General features: G+C 61.5%; 20 protein-coding genes. 14 read left to right on the top strand and 6 right to left on the bottom strand.

Annotated elements, in window-relative coordinates; genetic code table 11:
* Nucleotides 1-129: 129 nt before the first annotated feature.
* The 7 genes from rpoE to AC1DMA_RS25440 all read left to right on the top strand — a co-directional run bounded on the left by rpoE (nucleotide 130) and on the right by AC1DMA_RS25440 (nucleotide 7,764).
* Entirely contained in the window at nucleotides 130-804 is a 675-nt protein-coding gene (gene rpoE / locus AC1DMA_RS25470) for an RNA polymerase sigma factor RpoE (RefSeq protein WP_478127310.1), read from the top strand.
* Nucleotides 805-817: 13 nt separating this feature from the next.
* Nucleotides 818-1,456, top strand: a complete 639-nt coding sequence (locus AC1DMA_RS25465) for a sigma-E factor negative regulatory protein (RefSeq protein WP_478127309.1) — start codon at nucleotides 818-820, stop codon at nucleotides 1,454-1,456.
* 22 nt (nucleotides 1,457-1,478) lie between these two features.
* Nucleotides 1,479-2,531: a MucB/RseB C-terminal domain-containing protein gene (locus AC1DMA_RS25460; RefSeq protein ID WP_478127308.1), complete on the top strand. Its 1,053-nt coding sequence runs from the start codon at nucleotides 1,479-1,481 to the stop codon at nucleotides 2,529-2,531.
* Nucleotides 2,532-2,587: 56 nt separating this feature from the next.
* The gene (locus AC1DMA_RS25455) at nucleotides 2,588-4,066 is read left to right on the top strand and encodes a DegQ family serine endoprotease (RefSeq protein ID WP_478127307.1); all 1,479 of its coding nucleotides are present in this window, start codon (nucleotides 2,588-2,590) and stop codon (nucleotides 4,064-4,066) included.
* Nucleotides 4,067-4,589: 523 nt separating this feature from the next.
* Nucleotides 4,590-6,401, top strand: coding sequence for a translation elongation factor 4 (lepA, locus tag AC1DMA_RS25450; protein ID WP_478127306.1), 1,812 nt, complete (start codon nucleotides 4,590-4,592; stop codon nucleotides 6,399-6,401).
* Between the two features lie 2 nt (nucleotides 6,402-6,403).
* Entirely contained in the window at nucleotides 6,404-7,375 is a 972-nt protein-coding gene (gene lepB, locus AC1DMA_RS25445) for a signal peptidase I (protein ID WP_478127305.1), read from the top strand.
* 32 nt (nucleotides 7,376-7,407) lie between these two features.
* Nucleotides 7,408-7,764 carry a DUF4845 domain-containing protein gene (locus AC1DMA_RS25440; protein WP_478127304.1) on the top strand — a complete coding sequence of 119 codons (357 nt, stop codon included), beginning with the start codon at nucleotides 7,408-7,410 and terminating at the stop codon, nucleotides 7,762-7,764.
* Here AC1DMA_RS25440 and AC1DMA_RS25435 read toward each other — a convergent pair.
* Nucleotides 7,761-7,904 (bottom strand): hypothetical protein, encoded by a 144-nt coding sequence (locus AC1DMA_RS25435; RefSeq protein ID WP_478127377.1) that lies wholly within the window; start codon nucleotides 7,902-7,904, stop codon nucleotides 7,761-7,763. The two genes, AC1DMA_RS25440 and AC1DMA_RS25435, sit on opposite strands and share 4 nt — an antisense overlap.
* Between AC1DMA_RS25435 and rnc the strand changes: the two genes are divergently transcribed.
* From rnc to nagZ, 6 genes are read left to right on the top strand one after another with little or no spacing between them, the layout of a single operon-like run.
* The gene (gene rnc / locus AC1DMA_RS25430) at nucleotides 7,875-8,516 is read left to right on the top strand and encodes a ribonuclease III (RefSeq protein WP_478127370.1); all 642 of its coding nucleotides are present in this window, start codon (nucleotides 7,875-7,877) and stop codon (nucleotides 8,514-8,516) included. The two genes, AC1DMA_RS25435 and rnc, sit on opposite strands and share 30 nt — an antisense overlap.
* Entirely contained in the window at nucleotides 8,513-9,496 is a 984-nt protein-coding gene (gene era / locus AC1DMA_RS25425; RefSeq protein WP_478127303.1) for a GTPase Era, read from the top strand. The genes rnc and era overlap by 4 nt, the downstream gene beginning before the upstream one ends.
* Before the next feature lie 25 nt (nucleotides 9,497-9,521).
* The gene (recO, locus tag AC1DMA_RS25420) at nucleotides 9,522-10,289 is read left to right on the top strand and encodes a DNA repair protein RecO (protein WP_478145858.1); all 768 of its coding nucleotides are present in this window, start codon (nucleotides 9,522-9,524) and stop codon (nucleotides 10,287-10,289) included.
* The gene (locus AC1DMA_RS25415; protein ID WP_478145857.1) at nucleotides 10,286-11,041 is read left to right on the top strand and encodes a pyridoxine 5'-phosphate synthase; all 756 of its coding nucleotides are present in this window, start codon (nucleotides 10,286-10,288) and stop codon (nucleotides 11,039-11,041) included. Before recO ends, AC1DMA_RS25415 begins: the two co-directional genes overlap by 4 nt.
* Nucleotides 11,038-11,433 carry a holo-ACP synthase gene (gene acpS / locus AC1DMA_RS25410; RefSeq protein ID WP_478127300.1) on the top strand — a complete coding sequence of 132 codons (396 nt, stop codon included), beginning with the start codon at nucleotides 11,038-11,040 and terminating at the stop codon, nucleotides 11,431-11,433. Before AC1DMA_RS25415 ends, acpS begins: the two co-directional genes overlap by 4 nt.
* Entirely contained in the window at nucleotides 11,430-12,506 is a 1,077-nt protein-coding gene (gene nagZ, locus AC1DMA_RS25405) for a beta-N-acetylhexosaminidase (protein WP_478145856.1), read from the top strand. Before acpS ends, nagZ begins: the two co-directional genes overlap by 4 nt.
* 8 nt (nucleotides 12,507-12,514) lie before the next feature.
* Here nagZ and AC1DMA_RS25400 read toward each other — a convergent pair whose 3' ends face one another.
* The 4 genes from AC1DMA_RS25400 to AC1DMA_RS25385 form a co-directional block, all read right to left on the bottom strand.
* Nucleotides 12,515-13,027 (bottom strand): YgjP-like metallopeptidase domain-containing protein, encoded by a 513-nt coding sequence (locus AC1DMA_RS25400; RefSeq protein WP_478145855.1) that lies wholly within the window; start codon nucleotides 13,025-13,027, stop codon nucleotides 12,515-12,517.
* Nucleotides 13,024-14,301 (bottom strand): Hsp70 family protein, encoded by a 1,278-nt coding sequence (locus AC1DMA_RS25395; protein ID WP_478145854.1) that lies wholly within the window; start codon nucleotides 14,299-14,301, stop codon nucleotides 13,024-13,026. Before AC1DMA_RS25395 ends, AC1DMA_RS25400 begins: the two co-directional genes overlap by 4 nt.
* Nucleotides 14,298-15,854, bottom strand: a complete 1,557-nt coding sequence (gene lysS / locus AC1DMA_RS25390; RefSeq protein WP_478145853.1) for a lysine--tRNA ligase — start codon at nucleotides 15,852-15,854, stop codon at nucleotides 14,298-14,300. The genes AC1DMA_RS25395 and lysS overlap by 4 nt, the downstream gene beginning before the upstream one ends.
* A 124-nt stretch (nucleotides 15,855-15,978) precedes the next feature.
* Entirely contained in the window at nucleotides 15,979-16,626 is a 648-nt protein-coding gene (locus AC1DMA_RS25385) for an LON peptidase substrate-binding domain-containing protein (RefSeq protein ID WP_478145852.1), read from the bottom strand.
* Nucleotides 16,627-16,676: 50 nt separating this feature from the next.
* Between AC1DMA_RS25385 and AC1DMA_RS25380 the strand changes: the two genes are divergently transcribed.
* Nucleotides 16,677-17,237 carry a YggT family protein gene (locus tag AC1DMA_RS25380; protein ID WP_478127294.1) on the top strand — a complete coding sequence of 187 codons (561 nt, stop codon included), beginning with the start codon at nucleotides 16,677-16,679 and terminating at the stop codon, nucleotides 17,235-17,237.
* Nucleotides 17,238-17,258: 21 nt separating this feature from the next.
* On the opposite strand, the gene accD is transcribed toward AC1DMA_RS25380, so the two are convergent.
* Nucleotides 17,259-18,131, bottom strand: coding sequence for an acetyl-CoA carboxylase, carboxyltransferase subunit beta (accD, locus tag AC1DMA_RS25375; RefSeq protein WP_478145851.1), 873 nt, complete (start codon nucleotides 18,129-18,131; stop codon nucleotides 17,259-17,261).
* Nucleotides 18,132-18,140 lie beyond the last annotated feature (9 nt).

Here is an 18,140-nt window from a genome sequence, read left to right as displayed (position 1 = left end):
GCTCGACCGCAATGCCATGCCTGCTCGATGGACAGATCTGCGCCGTGCGCTATATTCGCGCGCTGCTCCGACCGATCCATCAAGTCGCGCGCCGAGTTCGACTGGGCCGAACGCCCTCAAATCCTCATCATGACAGCTTCGCCACCCCCAGTGCCACCCGGCGCCGGTCTTGCCGATGGGCCGGCCGAAGCTGCCAAACCTGGGGAGGTCGATTTTCAGCTCGTTCAGCGAACAGTCGCCGGAGACCAGAAGGCGTTCGAGCTGCTCGTCATCAAGTACCAGCGGCGGATCGAGCGCTTGATTGGACGGATGGTTCGGGACGTCAATCTGGTCGAAGACATCGCCCAGGAGACTTTTATCCGAGCCTATCGCGCGCTCCATCAGTTTCGCGGCGAAGCTCAGTTCTACACCTGGCTCTATCGGATCGCAGTCAACACGGCAAAAAAGGCGCTGGTAGACATGAAGCGCGACCCGACGGTATCGGAGAGTGCCTTGCGTTCGTCTTCCGAAGACGACGATGAAACTTACCGACCCGGAAACGAACCAATCAGCGACGAGACCCCCGAATCCGTTTTGGCTGCCAATGAAATTGCGGCGGCCGTTGAAGCGGCGATGGAAGCACTGCCCGCCGAGCTCCGGCAGGCAGTGACGCTGCGCGAGATCGAGGGGATGAGCTATGAAGAGATTGCCGAAGTCATGAGCTGTCCGATCGGCACGGTGCGGTCGCGCATCTTTCGGGCACGTGAAGCGATTTCGGCCAGGGTCAAACCCTTGCTGGACAACCAGTCCGGCAAGCGCTGGTGAGCAGGTGAATAAGATGAACACAAACTTGGTTCGTGAGCAGGTGTCCGCGCTTGCCGATGGCCATCTGCGCGATGATGAATTCGCACAGATCATCGGCCGAATTTGCGTGGACGAAGAATTGCGTTCTGTATGGCAAACCTACCATCTGGTTGGTGATGTGCTTCGGTCGGGCGCGCATGCGGCATGCAGCGATAGTTCGACGTTCCTGTCCCGGCTGCAGGGCCGATTGGCGTCCGAGCCCGCAGCCCCGCCTCTCATTGCTGCACCGGTGGATGCAAGTCCGGTACAGAGTGTGCATGGCGAAGCCGCCAACGAACCTGCGTTTCGCTGGAAGCTGGTCGCGGGCGCCGCGTCTCTGGCAGCGGCGGCGGCGATAGGCTGGAACTGGGTGGGCGTGGGTGGTGGGCGTTCCGCGGATGCGCAACTGGCGCAGCAACAAGCTCCTTCAGCGGTCGTCGCAACGGCGAACACCCCCAGGCCGCCGCAGACATTGGTTCCTGCGCGCGTGCTCGTCGGGTCCGGAGATCCTCAGGTCATGATTCGTGACCCGAGGCTGGACCAATTGCTCGAGGCCCATCAGCAGGTTGGCGGCGCGTCCCAGTTGCCGTCGGGCTTCCTGCGCAATGCCACCTTCGAAAGACCTTCGCGCTAATTGCGTGCCTGCTCCTCATGCAATGACTGTCTCGATGCAAATACCCGCGCGCAGGTCCGCGATCCTCATGGCCGCACTGTGCATGGCGCAGTTTGCTGTCGGGCAGACGCGGATGCCCTCACCGCCAGCGAAAGGCGCCAGTAGTGCGGGCGACGCTCCGGCTCTGGGTGTCGTGGAGTGGCTCCAGCGCATGCATGCCGCTTCTCGGCAGCGTAGCTATGCGGGCACGTTCGTTGTTTCCGCCGAAGCCGGTAATCTCTCGAGCGCCCGGATCTGGCACGTGTGCGAAGGCGATCTGCAGATGGAGCGGATCGAAGCCTTGTCGGGGCCGCCCCGGTCCACTTTCCGGCGCAACGACCATGTCGTGACCTTTCTGCCGGAATCAAAAATCGTCAAAAGCGAAAAGCGGGAAAACCTTGAACTGTTCCCGAGTTTGTCGGGTTCTCCGGATTCCTCGATCGCCAATTTCTATGATGTTCGCGTGATCGGCAAGGACCGTGTGGCTGGCTTCGATACCGACGTGGTGCAACTCGAACCGCGGGATAGACTTCGGTTCGGCTATCGCGTGTGGAGCGAGCGGCGGTCAGGGCTGGTCTTGAAGCTGCAGACGGTAGACGGCGACAAAAAGGTGATCGAGCAGTCGGCTTTTTCCGAGCTTCAGCTCGATGCACCGATCAAGGTTCACGCGCTGACGCAGATGATGAGCAGCACCGCGGGTTACCGGGTCGAGAAGTCCGAGCTCGAGCGCACGACGGCGCAGCGCGAAGGGTGGACGCTGAAGAAAGACGTTGCCGGCTTCAGGCCGGTGAATTGCTATCGACGACCTACCGCCGGCGAAGGTCAGGGGCACACGATGCAATGGACTTTCTCGGATGGCCTTGCCTCTGTCTCGTTGTTCCTGGAGCCTTACGATGCCGAGCGCAAACCGCAGGAAGTGCTCCTTGCGCTCGGAGCCACTTTCACGCTCACGCGCCGCTTGGTCGACAAGGATGGCGAATGGTGGCTGACTGCCGTGGGTGAGGTGCCGCCGCAGGCGCTGGACGCTTTTGCACAAAACCTCGCGCGCTTGCATTGAGTGTTGGCGCGCATAGATGGTGTTTTCAGTCTAAGTCTCTCAAACGAAAGAAGCTGATGATGTTCAAAGTCGAGGGGAACACATTCCGCTCATGCTTGCTGGCCTGCGCTGTCGCTGTCGTATCGACAACTGCATTGCTGCCATCAACTCCGGCATCCGCCCAAACGCGCGTGCTTCCGGACTTCACCGATCTGGTCGATCAGGTCGGTCCCGCCGTGGTCAACATTCGTACGGTCGAAAAGGTGACGCAGGGCGGCAACCCCGAAATGGACGAGGAGATGCAGGAGTTCTTCCGGCGCTTCTTCGGCCAGCCCATGCCAGGGGTGCCGCGGCAGGGTCCCCGGCCGAATCGGCCTCAAGCGCCGCAGGAAGAGGAGCGGCCCCGCGGCGTGGGGTCGGGCTTCATCCTTTCGTCGGATGGCTTCGTCATGACCAATGCCCACGTCGTCGATGGCGCGTCCGAGGTGCTCGTGACCTTGCCGGACAAGCGTGAGTTCAAGGCCAAGATCATCGGCGCAGACAAGCGGACAGACGTGGCGGTCGTGAAGATCGATGCGACAGGTCTTCCTGCGGTCAAGGTCGGAGACATTTCGAAGCTGCGGGTCGGCGAATGGGTGATGGCGATCGGGTCTCCGTTCGGCCTCGAGAACACGGTCACCGCTGGCATCGTGAGCGCCAAGCAACGGGATACCGGCGACTACTTGCCCTTCATCCAGACTGACGTGGCGATCAATCCCGGAAATTCGGGCGGCCCGTTGATCAACATGCGCGGCGAAGTCGTTGGCATCAACAGCCAGATCTATTCACGGTCCGGCGGGTTCATGGGTATCTCCTTCTCCATCCCGATCGATGAAGCCATTCGCGTGAGCGATCAGTTGCGTGCGTTCGGCCGTGTTTCGCGTGGGCGAATCGGCGTGCAAATCGATCAGGTGACCAAGGATGTCGCCGAATCGATTGGCCTCGGCAAGGCACAAGGCGCGCTCGTGCGCGGAGTGGAGTCAGGGTCTCCGGGCGAGAAAGCCGGGATCGAGCCGGGCGACATCATCACCAAGTTCGACGGTAAAGCCATCGATAAGCCAAGCGATCTGCCGCGCCTGGTCGGAAACACGAAGCCGGGGACCAAGAGTTCGGTGACTGTGTTCCGCCGCGGCAATTTGCGGGACTTGAACGTGACAGTCGCTGAGATCGAACCTGACAAGCCAATCAAGCCAACCTCTGATCGGGAAGACTCGTCCAGCAAAACGCCAGCATCAGCCGCTGCCAAGTCGATGGGCCTGACGTTGAGCGATCTCACTGAAGCGCAGAAGAAAGAGCTGAAGCTGAAAGGTGGCGTGAAGGTCGATGCAGCCTCGGGTGCCGCGGCTCGGGCTGGATTGCGCGAGGGGGACGTGGTCCTCGCGATCAGCAACGTGGAAGTGGCCAATGTGAAGGACTTCGAGGCGGCCCTTGCGAAGTCGGACAAGAACAAGCCTGTGAGCCTGCTTTTCCGTCGAGGCGACTGGGCGCAATATGCGCTGCTCCGGCCCGCACGCTGAACTCTTCTCGTGCGTCAAGTGGCCCCACCGCGCGGTCGGGTTTGGGTTCGATTTTTTTCCGGGTTGTCGCGCGGAGACAGCGTCTCGATCAAAAAAAATCGACTCACCAAGCGTTGTTTCGTAGTTGGCACTCGCTAACTACAGGATCGGCTAACGACGAAAATCAGTAGAATATAGGAGCCGTGGCGGTTCAACTTTGCATAAGGAACCCGATCTTCTTCACGATGCGAGATGCCCAATAGCCGTCCACCGGTGGTCCACAGTTCGCCCACAAGTTGTTAAGCATTCGGTCCACCGATCCTGTTGATAAGCTGTTCATAAGAGCCATGTTGCTGGCCTGCAACGACCAATCCCGGACCTCGGTCCCGCTGTACGCGCCCCCCTTTTTGCCTACAATGAAGTTCCAACTACTGCAGTTGCCATTGCTTGTTGGTTCAGGGCGCGTCTCTTGTAGACGCGCCCTTTTTTCTTGCCTGCTTCCGACTTCGCGCAAGCCAATTCAAGTACTTAAGCGTTCCCGTTGATGAATCACATCAGAAATTTTTCGATCATTGCGCACATTGATCATGGCAAGTCGACGCTTGCGGATCGATTGATCCAACGCTGCGGTGGACTCGCTGAGCGCGAGATGGAAGCGCAAGTCCTCGACTCGATGGATATCGAGAAAGAGCGTGGGATAACCATCAAGGCGCAGACAGCCGCGCTGCACTACAAGGCGCTCGATGGGCAGGTCTACAACCTCAATCTGATCGACACGCCGGGCCACGTCGACTTCTCTTATGAGGTGAGCCGCTCGCTCTCCGCATGCGAAGGTGCGCTGCTCGTCGTCGATGCAAGCCAAGGTGTTGAAGCACAGACAGTGGCCAACTGCTACACCGCATTGGACCTCGGCGTCGAGGTTGTGCCGGTGCTCAACAAGATGGATTTGCCTCAGGCCGATCCCGATAACGCGAAGGCTGAAATCGAAGACGTGATCGGCATCGACGCAACCGACGCGATTCCGTGTTCGGCCAAGACGGGCATGGGCATCGATGAAATTCTCGAGGCGATCGTCGCGAAAGTGCCGTCGCCGCGTGGCAATCCAAACGGCGCACTGCGTGCGATGATCATCGACAGCTGGTTCGATGCCTACGTTGGTGTCGTGATGCTTGTGCGCGTTGTCGATGGCCGTCTCGCCAAAGGCGATCGAATCAAGATGATGGCCTCGGGCGCCACCTACAACGCCGACAACCTGGGTGTGTTTACTCCCGCAACTGAAGTGCGCCAGTCTCTTGAAGCCGGGGAGGTGGGTTTCATCATCGCCGGGATCAAGGAACTTCAGGCTGCCAAGGTGGGCGACACAGTCACGCTGATCAAGCCGGGCACGGGTGGTGCGGCCGCCACAGCGACCGAGGCATTGCCGGGTTTCAAGGAGATCCAGCCCCAGGTCTTCGCCGGGCTCTATCCCACGGAGGCGAGCGAGTACGACTCTCTTCGCGACGCCCTCGAGAAGCTCAAGCTCAACGATTCGTCGCTGCACTACGAGCCCGAGGTTTCGCAGGCGCTGGGCTTCGGATTCAGATGCGGCTTTCTCGGCCTGCTGCACATGGAAATCGTGCAGGAGCGTCTGGAGCGTGAATTCGATCAGGACCTGATCACGACCGCGCCCAGCGTGGTCTACCAAGTCGTCAAGAACGATGGCGAAGTCATCATGGTCGAGAACCCCTCCAAGATGCCCGACGTCGGCCGGATGTCCGAGATTCGCGAGCCGATCGTCACGGTTCATCTCTATATGCCGCAGGAGTACGTCGGTTCGGTCATGACGCTTGCCAACCAGAAGCGCGGCGTCCAGATGAACATGGCGTACCACGGGCGGCAAGTGATGTTGACCTACGAAATGCCGTTGGGCGAGATCGTGCTCGATTTCTTCGACAAGCTCAAATCGGTGAGCCGGGGCTATGCATCCATGGACTACGAGTTCAAGGAATATCGCGCGTCGGACGTCGTCAAGGTCGACATCCTGCTCAACGGAGAAAAGGTCGACGCGCTGTCGATCATCGTGCACCGGAGCCAGAGCCAGTTCCGTGGCAGGGCCGTCGTTTCGAAGATGCGCGAAATCATTTCGCGGCAGATGTACGACGTTGCGATCCAGGCAGCTATCGGGGCCAACATCATTGCACGTGAGACAATCAAGGCTCTGCGCAAGAACGTGCTCGCCAAGTGCTATGGCGGCGACATTACCCGCAAGAAGAAGCTGCTTGAAAAGCAGAAGGCGGGCAAAAAAAGAATGAAGCAGATCGGCTCGGTCGAGGTCCCGCAAGAGGCCTTCCTCGCCATCCTTCAAGTCGAAGACTAAAGATGGCATTTCTCACTTCCCTGATTCTCGCGGCCTTCGTCGGCTATGTAGGCGCCTGGTATTTCGGCGCAGTCGAAGGCAACTTTGCGCTGCTGCTCTTCCTGGCAACAGTTGTCACCGGCGCCTATTGGCTCGCCGAGCGCTTCTATTTCCTGCCCAGACGCCGACGCGCGGCCGAAGCGCTCGACGCCTCGCTCGCGAGACGGCGTGAGGAGCTGAGTCGCCAAGGCATCACGCAGGTCGACACAGTCGACGCGAAGGCCAGCGAACGCCTGATCATGCAGCCATGGTGGCTGGATTGGACCGCCGGGCTGTTCCCGGTGATCCTCGTCGTGTTCCTGCTGCGGTCGTTCCTCTTCGAACCCTTCAAGATCCCGTCGGGTTCCATGATGCCGACGCTTCTCACGGGCGACCTGATCCTGGTCAACAAATTCGTCTATGGCCTGCGCCTGCCTGTGATCAACACCAAAATCACCGATGGTCGACCGCCAGCGCGGGGGGACGTTATGGTATTCCGCTACCCGCCCAAGCCGAGCATGGATTACATCAAACGCGTGGTGGGAGTCCCCGGGGACGAGGTGGCATACCTCAACAAGAAGCTCACGATCAACGGCCAGCCCGTGAGCAAGGACGCGGTGCCGGATTTCTTCGACGAAGAGACGATGCGCTACCTCAAGCAATACACCGAAAAGCTGGGGGACACGCAGCACAAGCTGCTCAACGACGATACGCGCCGAGCCGGGCTTTCCGAAGTTGAGATCATGCCGTTCCCTAATCAGGAAAATTGCCGCTACAGTGTTGAAGGTGTCGTGTGCAAGGTGCCGCCTGGCTATTACTTCATGATGGGCGACAACCGTGACAATTCGCTCGATTCGCGCTATTGGGGGTTTGTTCCAGACGCGAACATCGTCGGCAAGGCGTTTTTGATCTGGATGAATTTTGGTGACCTGAGGCGCATCGGCACATTCAAATAAGTATTCGGTAATTCATCGAGGGGAAAGAGGGCATGAGGACTCAGCAGGCAAAGCAAAAGCAGCGCGGCATCTCGTTCTTGGGACTTTTGTTCGTGGCCATTGTGGTCGCGTGCGTGGGCGTCGTGGTGGCCCAGGTCATTCCGACGCTGATTGAATATCAGGCGATCACCAAGGCTGCCAACAAGGCCAAGGAAGGCACGACCGTGCCAGAAGTCCGCGCCATCTTCGATCGCGCGCAGGCCATCGACGACTTCAAGTCCGTCAGCGGACGGGATCTCGACGTGAAAAAGGACGGCGACAAGGTGGTGGTGTCCTTTGCCTACGATCGTGAAATTCACCTCTTTGGACCCGCCTTTTTGGTGCTCAAGTACCGAGGCCAATCGAGCTAGATGAAACGCACGTCCAGGTTTGCCGGTGGCCGGCCCGCAGCGCCGATCGTGTCGTGACCGGCAATGGCCTGGCTGCGCTTCAGGCGCGCCTTCAGCATTCGTTCGCGGACCTGCGACTCCTGCAGCAGGCATTGACGCATCGCAGTTTCTCCTCTGATCACAACGAGCGGCTCGAATTTCTCGGCGACTCCGTCCTGAATTTGGCCGTCTCGCATCTGCTTTTCACCCGCCTTTCGGAAATGCCCGAGGGCGACCTGTCCAGGGTTCGGGCCAATCTGGTCAAACAGGAAACCCTGCATCAACTCGCGGTCAAGCTGGCGTTGTCGCCGCTCTTGCGATTGGGGGAAGGCGAGGCACGTTCAGGAGGGCCCAACCGGCCATCGATCCTGGCTGACGCTTTAGAAGCCGTCATCGGCGCGGTCTACCTCGACGCCGGATTCGTCGCTGCTCAAGCGCTCGTGCAACGCCTGTACGAGCCTGTCGAGATCAATCCGCGCATGGAAGCTGTGGCCAAGGACCCAAAGACTGAATTGCAGGAATGGCTTCAGGGCCACAAAATGAAGTTGCCGGTTTATCGCGTAGTCGGAACCCTCGGCGCGGCGCACAAGCAGACTTTCGAGGTTGAGTGCGAAGCGCCTGATCTGGGTCTGCGTGAGCACGGCATTGGCGGCTCGCGCCGTGCCGGCGAGCAGGCTGCCGCGGCGGCGATGTTGATCCGGCTCAAGGCGCGCGGCGCGAAAGCATCCCCATGAACGACCCCAAAGACTCCGCTCCCCAATTGCCAGAAGGTGGTGCGGAAGCCGCGCACACGGCCACAGCAGCCAATCCCGTTTCCCAGCGATGCGGCCTCGTCGCCATCGTCGGAAAGCCCAATGTCGGCAAGTCGACGTTGCTCAACGCTCTCGTCGGCCAGAAGATCAGCATCACTTCGCGCAAGGCACAAACTACGCGCCACCGCATCACGGGCATGCGCACGCTCAGAGCCACGCAGTTCGTGTTCGTCGACACGCCCGGCTTTCAGACACTCCACGCCAACGCGTTGAACCGATCTCTCAACAAGACGGTGGTCGGGGCGGTTTCGGACGTCGATCTGATCCTGTTTGTGGTCGAAGCCGGTAGTTTCACGCCGGCAGACGAGCGCGTGCTCAAGCTTCTCGGCACAGGTATTCCCACGGTATTGATCGCCAACAAGTTGGACAACGTGCATCGCCGCGCCGACGTCGCACCGTGGCTGCAGACGATGCAGCAGAAGCATGCCTTTGCGGAGTTCGTGCCCATGTCGGCAAAGAATTCGAAAGACATCGAGCGCCTCTTCGGCATCTGCGAAAAATACCTGCCCGAACAGGCTTGGTGGTACGCCGAAGACGAACTCACTGATCGCAGCGAGCAGTTCCTGGCGAGCGAGATGGTGCGCGAGAAGCTGTTTCGCCTCACGGGCGACGAGCTCCCTTACACATCCACCGTCATCATCGACAAGTTCGAGGAAGAGCCGCCTGCGCGCAAGGGCCAGAAGCGCCTGCTCAAGATCGCCGCGACGATCGTGGTGGAGCGGGACGGCCACAAGGCGATGGTCATCGGCGACAAGGGCGAGCGCATCAAGCGCATCGGTACCGAGACGCGCCAGGAGCTCGAAAAGTTGATGGACGCCAAGGTGTTCATCGAGCTTTGGGTCAAGGTGCGCTCCGGCTGGGCCGACGATGAAGCCCGTGTGCGATCTTTCGGCTATGAATGAGCAAAAAGGGTGACGGCCACCCGAGATGAGCAAGTCTGCGGGTATGCGAGCCACTCATGAGCCGGCCTATGTGCTGCATCGCTACGACTGGAGCGAATCGAGCCTGATCCTCGAGACCTTCACGCGGCACCACGGCCGCATTGCGCTGGTTGCAAAGGGGGCGAAGCGTCCGAGCTCGAATTTCCGGCCCGTCTTGCTGCCGCTGCAGCCGCTGCAGTTGAACTTCAGCGGCGATGCTGAAATCCGCACCCTCAAGGGCGCCGAGTGGATGGGTGGGCACGTGATGCCTACCGGCGAGGCGCTGCTGTCGGGCTACTACGTCAACGAACTCTTGCTGCGCCTGCTAGCTCGCGACGACCCGCACGAGGCGCTTTTCGATGCCTATGCGGCGGTTGTCCAGGTTTTGGCAGGTGACCACGCGGCCGCTCAGGGCGCGACGCAAGCCGCTGCACTGCGCGCGTTCGAACTGCTTGTGTTGCGCGAAGTCGGCTTGCTTCCAGCACTCGATGCGCAGACGCTGACCTTGGCGCCGCTGGCGCCCGCCGCGCGCTATGCGCTCGTGCCGGAGGCGGGCTTGCGGGAAGCATTCGACGACGAGGCTGCGCTCCAGGGCGCCGATTGGTTGCTATTGCAGACAGCGCTCGGTGATCGCGCGCCATTTGCCTCGACTCTGCGAGTGTGTGCTGGTGTGAACGGCGCGCTTCGTACCCAATTGCGCACCTTGCTCAACTACCATTGCGGCGTTGCAACGCTGCGTACGCGACAGATGATGCGGGACCTGCAAGCCCTATGAGCACTTCCAACTCCACCGTCCTTTCGGTCAATCTCAACAAGGTCGCTTTGGTGCGCAATACGCGCCAGCTCGGCATCCCCAGCGTCGTGTTCGCGGCCGCCCTGTGCCTCGACGCCGGAGCGCATGGGATTACGGTACATCCGCGCCCGGACGAGCGGCACATTCGCCCGCAGGATGTGCATGATCTGTCCGCGCTGCTGCACAAGGACTGGCCCGACGCGGAGTTCAACATCGAGGGCAATCCTTTTCACAACCTGATGGAGTTCGTCCGCGAACTGCGTCCGCACCAGGCGACCTTCGTTCCAGACAGCGAGTCACAGTCGACCAGCGACCATGGGTGGAGCTTTCCCGAAGATGCCGAACGCCTCAGGCCGGTGATTGCCGAAGCGCGCGCGCTAGGTGTGCGCGTGAGCCTGTTCATGGATCCGGATCCCGAAATGATGGCGGCTGCCAAAGCCGTCGGGGCGGATCGCGTCGAGCTTTACACGGAAGGCTATGCGGCCTCCCGTGATACCTCGAAGGCAGATGCCGTTTTGCAGCTTTACGTCGAAGCCGCACGGGCGGCGCAGGCGGCCGGTCTAGAGGTCAATGCCGGCCACGATCTGAGCCGCGAGAACCTCACGGAGTTTTTGCGCGCCGTGCCCGATGTTCGCGAGGTCTCCATCGGCCATGCCTTTGTCTCCGACGCGCTCGAACTCGGATACGCCGCCGCGACGCGCGAGTATCTGCGCCGAATCGACGAGGCCCAGTGATCTACGGCATCGGTACCGACATCTGCGACGTCCGGCGCATCGCCGCCACGTTGCAGCGACAGGGCGACCGGTTCGCCCGAAAAGTCTTGACTGACGCCGAGTACGCGACTTGGCAGGCCCGCAGCGCTCGCTGGCCCCACCGCGGCCTGCGCTATCTAGCAACTCGGTTTTCGGCCAAGGAGGCCTTCAGCAAGGCAGTCGGAATGGGCATGCGGATGCCGATGACCTGGCGGAACTGCGAGATCGCGAACCTGAAGAGCGGCAAGCCCGTGATCGTGCTGCACGGCGCCCTGAAGGAATGGTTCGAAGGAGAGGGCCTGATTGCCCACGTGACTGTGACTGACGAAACCGACTATGCGGCGAGCTTCGTAGTCGTCGAGCGAAAGCAATGACCGACAAAGCACCACACGCCCCGCTGATCATCGACGTCGCTGGGACCGAACTCAACGCTGCTGACCGCCGTCGGCTCGCTGATCCATGGGTCGGGGGAGTGATTCACTTCGCCCGCAACTGGCGAGATCGTGCGCAGATGTGTGCCCTGAATGCCGAGATCAGGGCACTGCGCCCGGACGTTCTCATCTGCGTCGATCACGAGGGTGGTCGCGTCCAGCGTTTTCGCACCGATGGGTTTACGCGTTTGCCGTCCATGCGCAAGCTTGGCGAGATGTGGATGAACGACCCGCTCCGGGCAGCGCAGGTCGCCGTGGCCTGCGGCTACGTCATGGCGGCCGAACTCCGGGCGTGCGGGGTGGACTTCACTTTCGCACCGGTGCTGGACCTGGACTACGGCGAAAGCAGCGTCATCGGGGACCGCAGCTTTCATCGCGACCCGCGCGTTGTCGCGATGCTGGCCAGGAGCCTCATGCATGGATTGCTTCAAGCGGGCATGGTCAATTGCGGCAAGCATTTTCCCGGGCACGGCTTCGTCAAGGCCGATTCGCACGTCGCGATGCCGGTCGACCGGCGCAGCCTCAAGGCAATCCTCGCCGACGACGCTCGCCCCTACGACTGGCTTGTCGGCTCGCTCGCAGCGGTCATGCCGGCACACGTGATTTACCCCAAGGTCGATGGGCGACCGGCAGGGTTTTCCTCGAAGTGGCTGAAGGAGATCCTGCGCGGCAAGTTGCGCTTCGAGGGCGCGGTATTTAGCGACGACCTCAGCATGGAAGCTGCGCGCCGGGTACAGGGCAAACTGCTGAGCTATACGGACGCCGCCATGGCTGCTCTCCACGCCGGCTGCGACTTGGCGCTGCTCTGCAACCAGAGCCTGGGCGGCGGCGCTGTGCTCGACGAATTGCTGGATGGCTTCGCCGCGGCCGTCCGGGATGGCCGATGGGCGCCGAACCCCGCGAGCGAGACACGCCGCCTGAGCCTGCTTCCCAAGGTGCCGTCAGTGGAGTGGACGACACTCATGCAATCGACCGCCTATCGCCAAGCCATTGAGATGCTGCAGCGGCTTGATTGAACGACGACCTACGCGGCGGTCTCGGACCAGAGCCGTTCGCCGCCGAGGTCGAGATGCGTCAAATACAGACGCAGGTCGAACTCGAACTGGTGATATTGCGGCTCCATGTGCGTGCACAGTTGGTAGAACGCCTTGTCGTGCTCGCGCTCCTTCGTGTGGGCCAGTTCGTGCACCACGATCATCCGCAGCCACTCTTCCGGCACTTCCTTGAACAGGCTCGCCACCCGGATCTCGCGCTTTGCCTTCAGGCGGCTTCCTTGCACGCGCGAAACCGTTGTATGCGTGCCGAGGGCGTTCCGGATCACATGGAGCTTGTTGTCGAACATGACCTTGGACACCGGGTCTGCATTGCGCAGGAACTGGCTCTTGATGTCGCCCACATAGTCGTACAGCGCGCGGTCGGTGCGGATGTCGTGCGTGCTGCCGTAGCGCTTTTGCAGCCACTCGCCAAGGCCGTTGCGCTCGATGAGTTGCTCGATCTGGGTGCGAAGCGCCGCAGGATATGCGGCCAGATACTTCATGCGGTTTCCGCGACGCGTTTCGAGGCCGCCGCATAAGCTAGCCCAGCAGCCACACCGCCGAAAAGATCGCCTTCGATCATCTCGACGTCGGGAAATGCCTTGCGCAGTCCGCTCTGGAATGGGCGCAGCGCCGACGAGCCGCCTGTCAGGTAGATCGCATCAAGCTTGTTGCCGCCCAACATCGCTCCCTGAACGCATTCCCGCGCGCACCTGATCACGTTCTCGAGCGCCGTGGCCAGGTGTAGTGCCATGGCGTCGGGCGCGAACTGCGCCGACAAGCCGGCCTCCGCACAAGACAGGTCGATGGCCACGCTGTCTTCGGCCATGGACGCTCGAATTTTGGCCGCTTCAACTTCGCTCGCGATGCGGTGGCCTTCGCGATTCACAAGCACGTTCATCAGGCGGTCGTGCAAACGCAGTTCGACGTAGTTGGTGCGCAGATCCTGAACCTGCCGGATCGCCTTCGGCGCGTAGAGCCAGTTGATCAGATGCCACGACGAGAGGTCGAAAAAGGTGCGGCTCGGCACCTCGCGGCCTTGTGGCCCGATATGGCGAAAGCCGAGCTGCGGCATCGCGCATTCAAGGCTCAGTCGCTGGTCGAAGTCGGTGCCGCCGATGTGGACACCCGTGGTGGACAACACGTCCACAGCGCGATCGCTGGCGGCCATGCGATCAGGCCCGAGGCGCACCACCGTGAAGTCGGAAGTGCCGCCACCGATGTCGACGACCAGGACCAGCGCTTCGCGCTTGATGCGCCGCTCGTAATCGAATGCCGCCGCGATCGGCTCATATTGAAAAGACACTTCGCCCAGTCCGGCGTTCTTCACCGCCCGCCGAAGGGTCTCCTCCGCGAGTTTGTCGCGGTCGATGTCGTCATCGACGAAACGAACCGGGCGACCCACCACCACGCGGCTCGGCTTCTTGCCGAGTTGCTTTCCGGCACGGTTTCCGAGCTCCGAAAGGAAGAGGGTGATGATGCCCTCGAAGCGCACCGGCTCGTTGAAGATCTCTGTCTGCTCCTGCACCAGAGAGCTGCCCAGCAGGCTCTTGAGCGATCGCATCAGCCGGCCTTCGGTGCCCGCCAGGTAGAGCGCGATTGCTTCGCGGCCGAAGTGCGTGGTGCGCTCCTCGGCGTTGAAGAAGACGGCGGTCGGGATCGTCGTCGCGGCGCCTTCGAGGGCCAGCGGACGCGCCGTCCCGTCCTCCGCGACGAAGGCGACGGCGGAATTCGACGTGCCGAAGTCGATTCCGATCGCCGATCCGCGGGTGTTCAAGATTCCCGACGCAAGGCAGGAAACAGGATCACGTCACGAATGCTCGGCGAATCTGTCAGCAGCATCATCAAGCGATCGATGCCGATGCCGCAGCCGCCTGTGGGTGGCATGCCGTATTCGAGTGCGCGCACGAAATCGTGGTCAAAGTACATCGCCTCATCGTCGCCGCTGTCCTTGGCTGCGACCTGCGCATTCAATCGCGCCGCCTGGTCTTCGGCGTCGTTGAGCTCGCTGAAACCATTGCCGAACTCGCGGCCCGTGATGTAGAGCTCGAAGCGCTCCGTTACTTCGGGACGATCGTCATTGGCGCGCGCCAGCGGCGAAATTTCGGTCGGATGTTCCATGATGAAGGTCGGCTGCCAGAGCTTCTCTTCCACTGTCTCCTCGAAGTACATCACCTGCAGGCTGGCGAGACTGCGTTGCGAGAGCTTGTCCTTCTCCTCGGTCAGGCCGAGCTTGCGCAGGGCGTTGACCAGCCAACTCGCGTCGTAGACCTTCGTTCCTGCATCGGTGTACTTGAGGATCGCCTCGCGGATCGTCAGCCGCTCGAAAGGCGTCGCGAGATCCACTTCCTTGCCCTGATAGCTCAGTTGTTGGCTGCCGACCGTCTTGTCGGCGATCGTGCGGATCAGCGTTTCGGTGAAGTCCATCAGGTCGCGGTAATTCCAGTAGGCCGCGTAGAACTCCATCATCGTGAATTCGGGGTTGTGCCGCACCGAAATGCCTTCGTTGCGATAGCTCCGGTTGATCTCGAACACGCGTTCGAAGCCGCCCACGATCAGCCGCTTCAGATAGAGCTCCGGCGCGATGCGCAGGAACATCTCCTGGTCGAGCGCGTTGTGGTGCGTCACGAAAGGCTTGGCGTTGGCGCCGCCCGGAATGGGGTGCAGCATCGGCGTCTCGACTTCGAGGAAGTCGTTTGCCACCATGAATTCGCGCAGGGCGCTCACGGCGCGGCTGCGTGCGGTGAAGCGTTCGCGCGCGGCCGCATCGGTGATGAGGTCGACGTAGCGTTGGCGGTACTTCTGTTCCTGGTCAGCCATCCCGTGGAACTTATCGGGCAGTGGCCGCAGGCTCTTTGTCAGGAGGCGCAGCTTGGTGACCTTGACCGACAGCTCGCCGGTCTTGGTCTTGAAGGCGGTGCCTTCGGCGCCGATGATGTCACCCAGGTCCCAGCGCTTGAACTCGGCGTAGGCTTCCTCACCGACGGCATCGCGCGTAACGTAGAGCTGGATGCGTTCGGTGGAATCCTGCACTGTCGCGAAACTCGCCTTGCCCATCACGCGCTTGAGCATCATCCGGCCGGCGACGCTGACCGGCACGGGCTTGGCGTCCAGCACTTCAGGCGGCATCTCGCCGTGGGTGGCGATCAGCGCGGCTGCGCGGTCGGCTGGCTTGAAGTCATTCGGAAAAGCGACCCCTTTGCCTTCTGACTGTGCTTGACGCAGCGCCTTCAGTTTTTCGCGCCGTTCGGCAATCAGTTGGTTGTCGTCGATGGGCGCGGCTGGCGTTGCGGCAGGAGCGGGAACAGAGGGGATCAGGTGGTCGGACATGAGGCAGGATGGTGGCGCACGCGACAGGCGCGCGCAACCCGCCATTTTATCTCTGGCGGGCATGCGGCAGGCCGATGTCGACGGGTGCCGACATTGGCGCCATCGCTATGGAACTTGTAGCAGGCTACCCGATGATCCCGGTGCGCGTCAGGACGTCGCTGACCAGTTCGAGCCGCATCAACGGACTGTCTAATTCCATCAGGCGCTGCTTGAGTTCGGTTTGCGCCGGCAGCAGTTCGCACCAGCGATTGGCAACCCATCCGCAGTCTTCGAACTTGTAGGGTTCCGGAATCGGCAATCGAACTGTGGCGTCACCTTCGTCGCGCCTGCGCTCTTCCAGCGTGTCGATCAGCCGGCGCAACGCGTCGGCAGCTGGCCGCAAGTCGTCAGGGACTTCGAGAGGCAGATCGTCGGCAATGGATTCGACATTGGCTGTCCACAACCCGTGCTTGTGCATTTCGCTCGAACGGATGCGAAAGCGCTGCGTGCCGAGGCATTCGATCTGCATGAGGCCGGCCTGCGGTGACGCGAATTCGCAGATCGCCGCGAAGGTGCCGACAGCGGCAAAGCTCTCGGCTTCGGCCCCGGCCCTGCGAACCTCCGAGCCTTGCGTGAGGCTGACCACGCCGAAGGGCGACCCATTCTTGTGGCATCTGCCGATCATGTCCAGGTAACGCACCTCGAAGATTCGCAAGGGCAGCAGTCCGCCGGGAAACAGCACGGTGCCTAGCGGAAACAGGGGGAGGGAATGCAGAACGAGAGGTGTCGTCATCGGTGAACCTTGGCGTGGCTATCATCGCATTCCGCTCACGACTTCGCGCCATGCTCTATCAGATTCCATCGTTCCTGCTCGACGTGATCGTCGGCCTTCTGGGCGGCGCTTGCCTGCTGCGTCTGTACATGCAATATCACCGGGTGCCTTTCGGCAATCCGCTGGGGCGCTTCGTGTTCGCGATCACCGATTGGATCGTGCTGCCGCTGCGCCGCATCGTGCCGCCGATCAAGCGCTGGGACTTGGCCAGCCTGATCGCCGCCTGGCTGCTGGTCATGGCGAAGTTCGTTCTTCTCTGGTTGCTGATGGGCGGCCTGGGGCGCTGGGCGATCCTGCCGCTGGTGTCGCTCGTCGGGCTGCTGCAACTCGCAGTCTCGGGACTCACTGCGCTACTGATCGTCTATGCGGTGCTGTCCTGGGTGCCCAACGCGTCTTCCATGCTTCAGGACTTGATCGCGCGCCTCGCCAATCCGCTGGTGCGGCCGCTGCGTCGGTTCGTTCCGCTCATCGGCGGCGTCGACTTGTCGCCCATGGTCGCGATCGTGCTGTTGCAGGTCGGCGCCATCGTGCTGGGCAGCGTGATGGCGTCGGTTTTCACCCTCGGAGGGTGAGCCGGGTCTTTCCGGCGTCTGTCAAATGACCGCGTCTGCAGGCTGACGCAGCAGCATCGCCAAGGTGCTGGCGATGGTCTTGCGCAGTTCGCGCCGGTCGCAGATCAAATCGATCGCGCCCTTGGTCTGCAGGAATTCGGCCCGCTGAAAGCCTTCCGGCAAGGTCACGCGCACGGTGGATTCGATCACGCGCGGGCCGGCAAAGCCGATCAGCGCCTTTGGCTCCGCAATCACCACGTCACCCACGAACGCAAAACCTGCACTCACGCCGCCCATGGTCGGATCGGTCAGCACGCTGATATAGGGCAGGCCCTTCTTCGCCAGGTGGGTCAGCGCCGCGTTGGTCTTTGCCATCTGCATCAGCGAGAGCAGGCCTTCCTGCATGCGCGCGCCGCCGGTCGCGGTGAAGCAGATGAAGGGCACCTTCTGCTCGATTGCCGTCTGGACGCCGCGTACGAAACGCTCGCCCACGACGCTGCCCATGCTGCCGCCCATGAAGTCGAACTCGAAGCAGGCAACCACTACGTTGATGCTGTGCACCGAGCCGCCCATGACGACGAGCGCGTCGGTTTCGCCGGTGTTTTCCAGCGCTTCCTTGAGACGCTCGGGGTACTTGCGGCTGTCCTTGAACTTGAGGGCGTCGACCGGCAGGACTTCCTGCCCCACTTCGTAACGGCCTTCGGAGTCGAGGAAGGCGTCGAGACGCGCGCGCGCGCCGATGCGGTGATGATGGCCGCAGCTCGGGCAGACGTTCTGGTTGTGTTCCAGGTCGGTCTTGTACAGCACGGTTTCGCAACTCGGGCACTTGATCCAGAGCCCTTCGGGCATCTGGCGGCGCTCGCTCGGGTCCGACGGCGCGATTTTTGGCGGTAGCAGTTTTTCAAGCCAGCTCATGGGGGCTCC

The organism is Variovorax sp. 05N34 (genome assembly GCF_056397405.1).
This window is presented reverse-complemented; position numbering and strand designations above follow the sequence as displayed.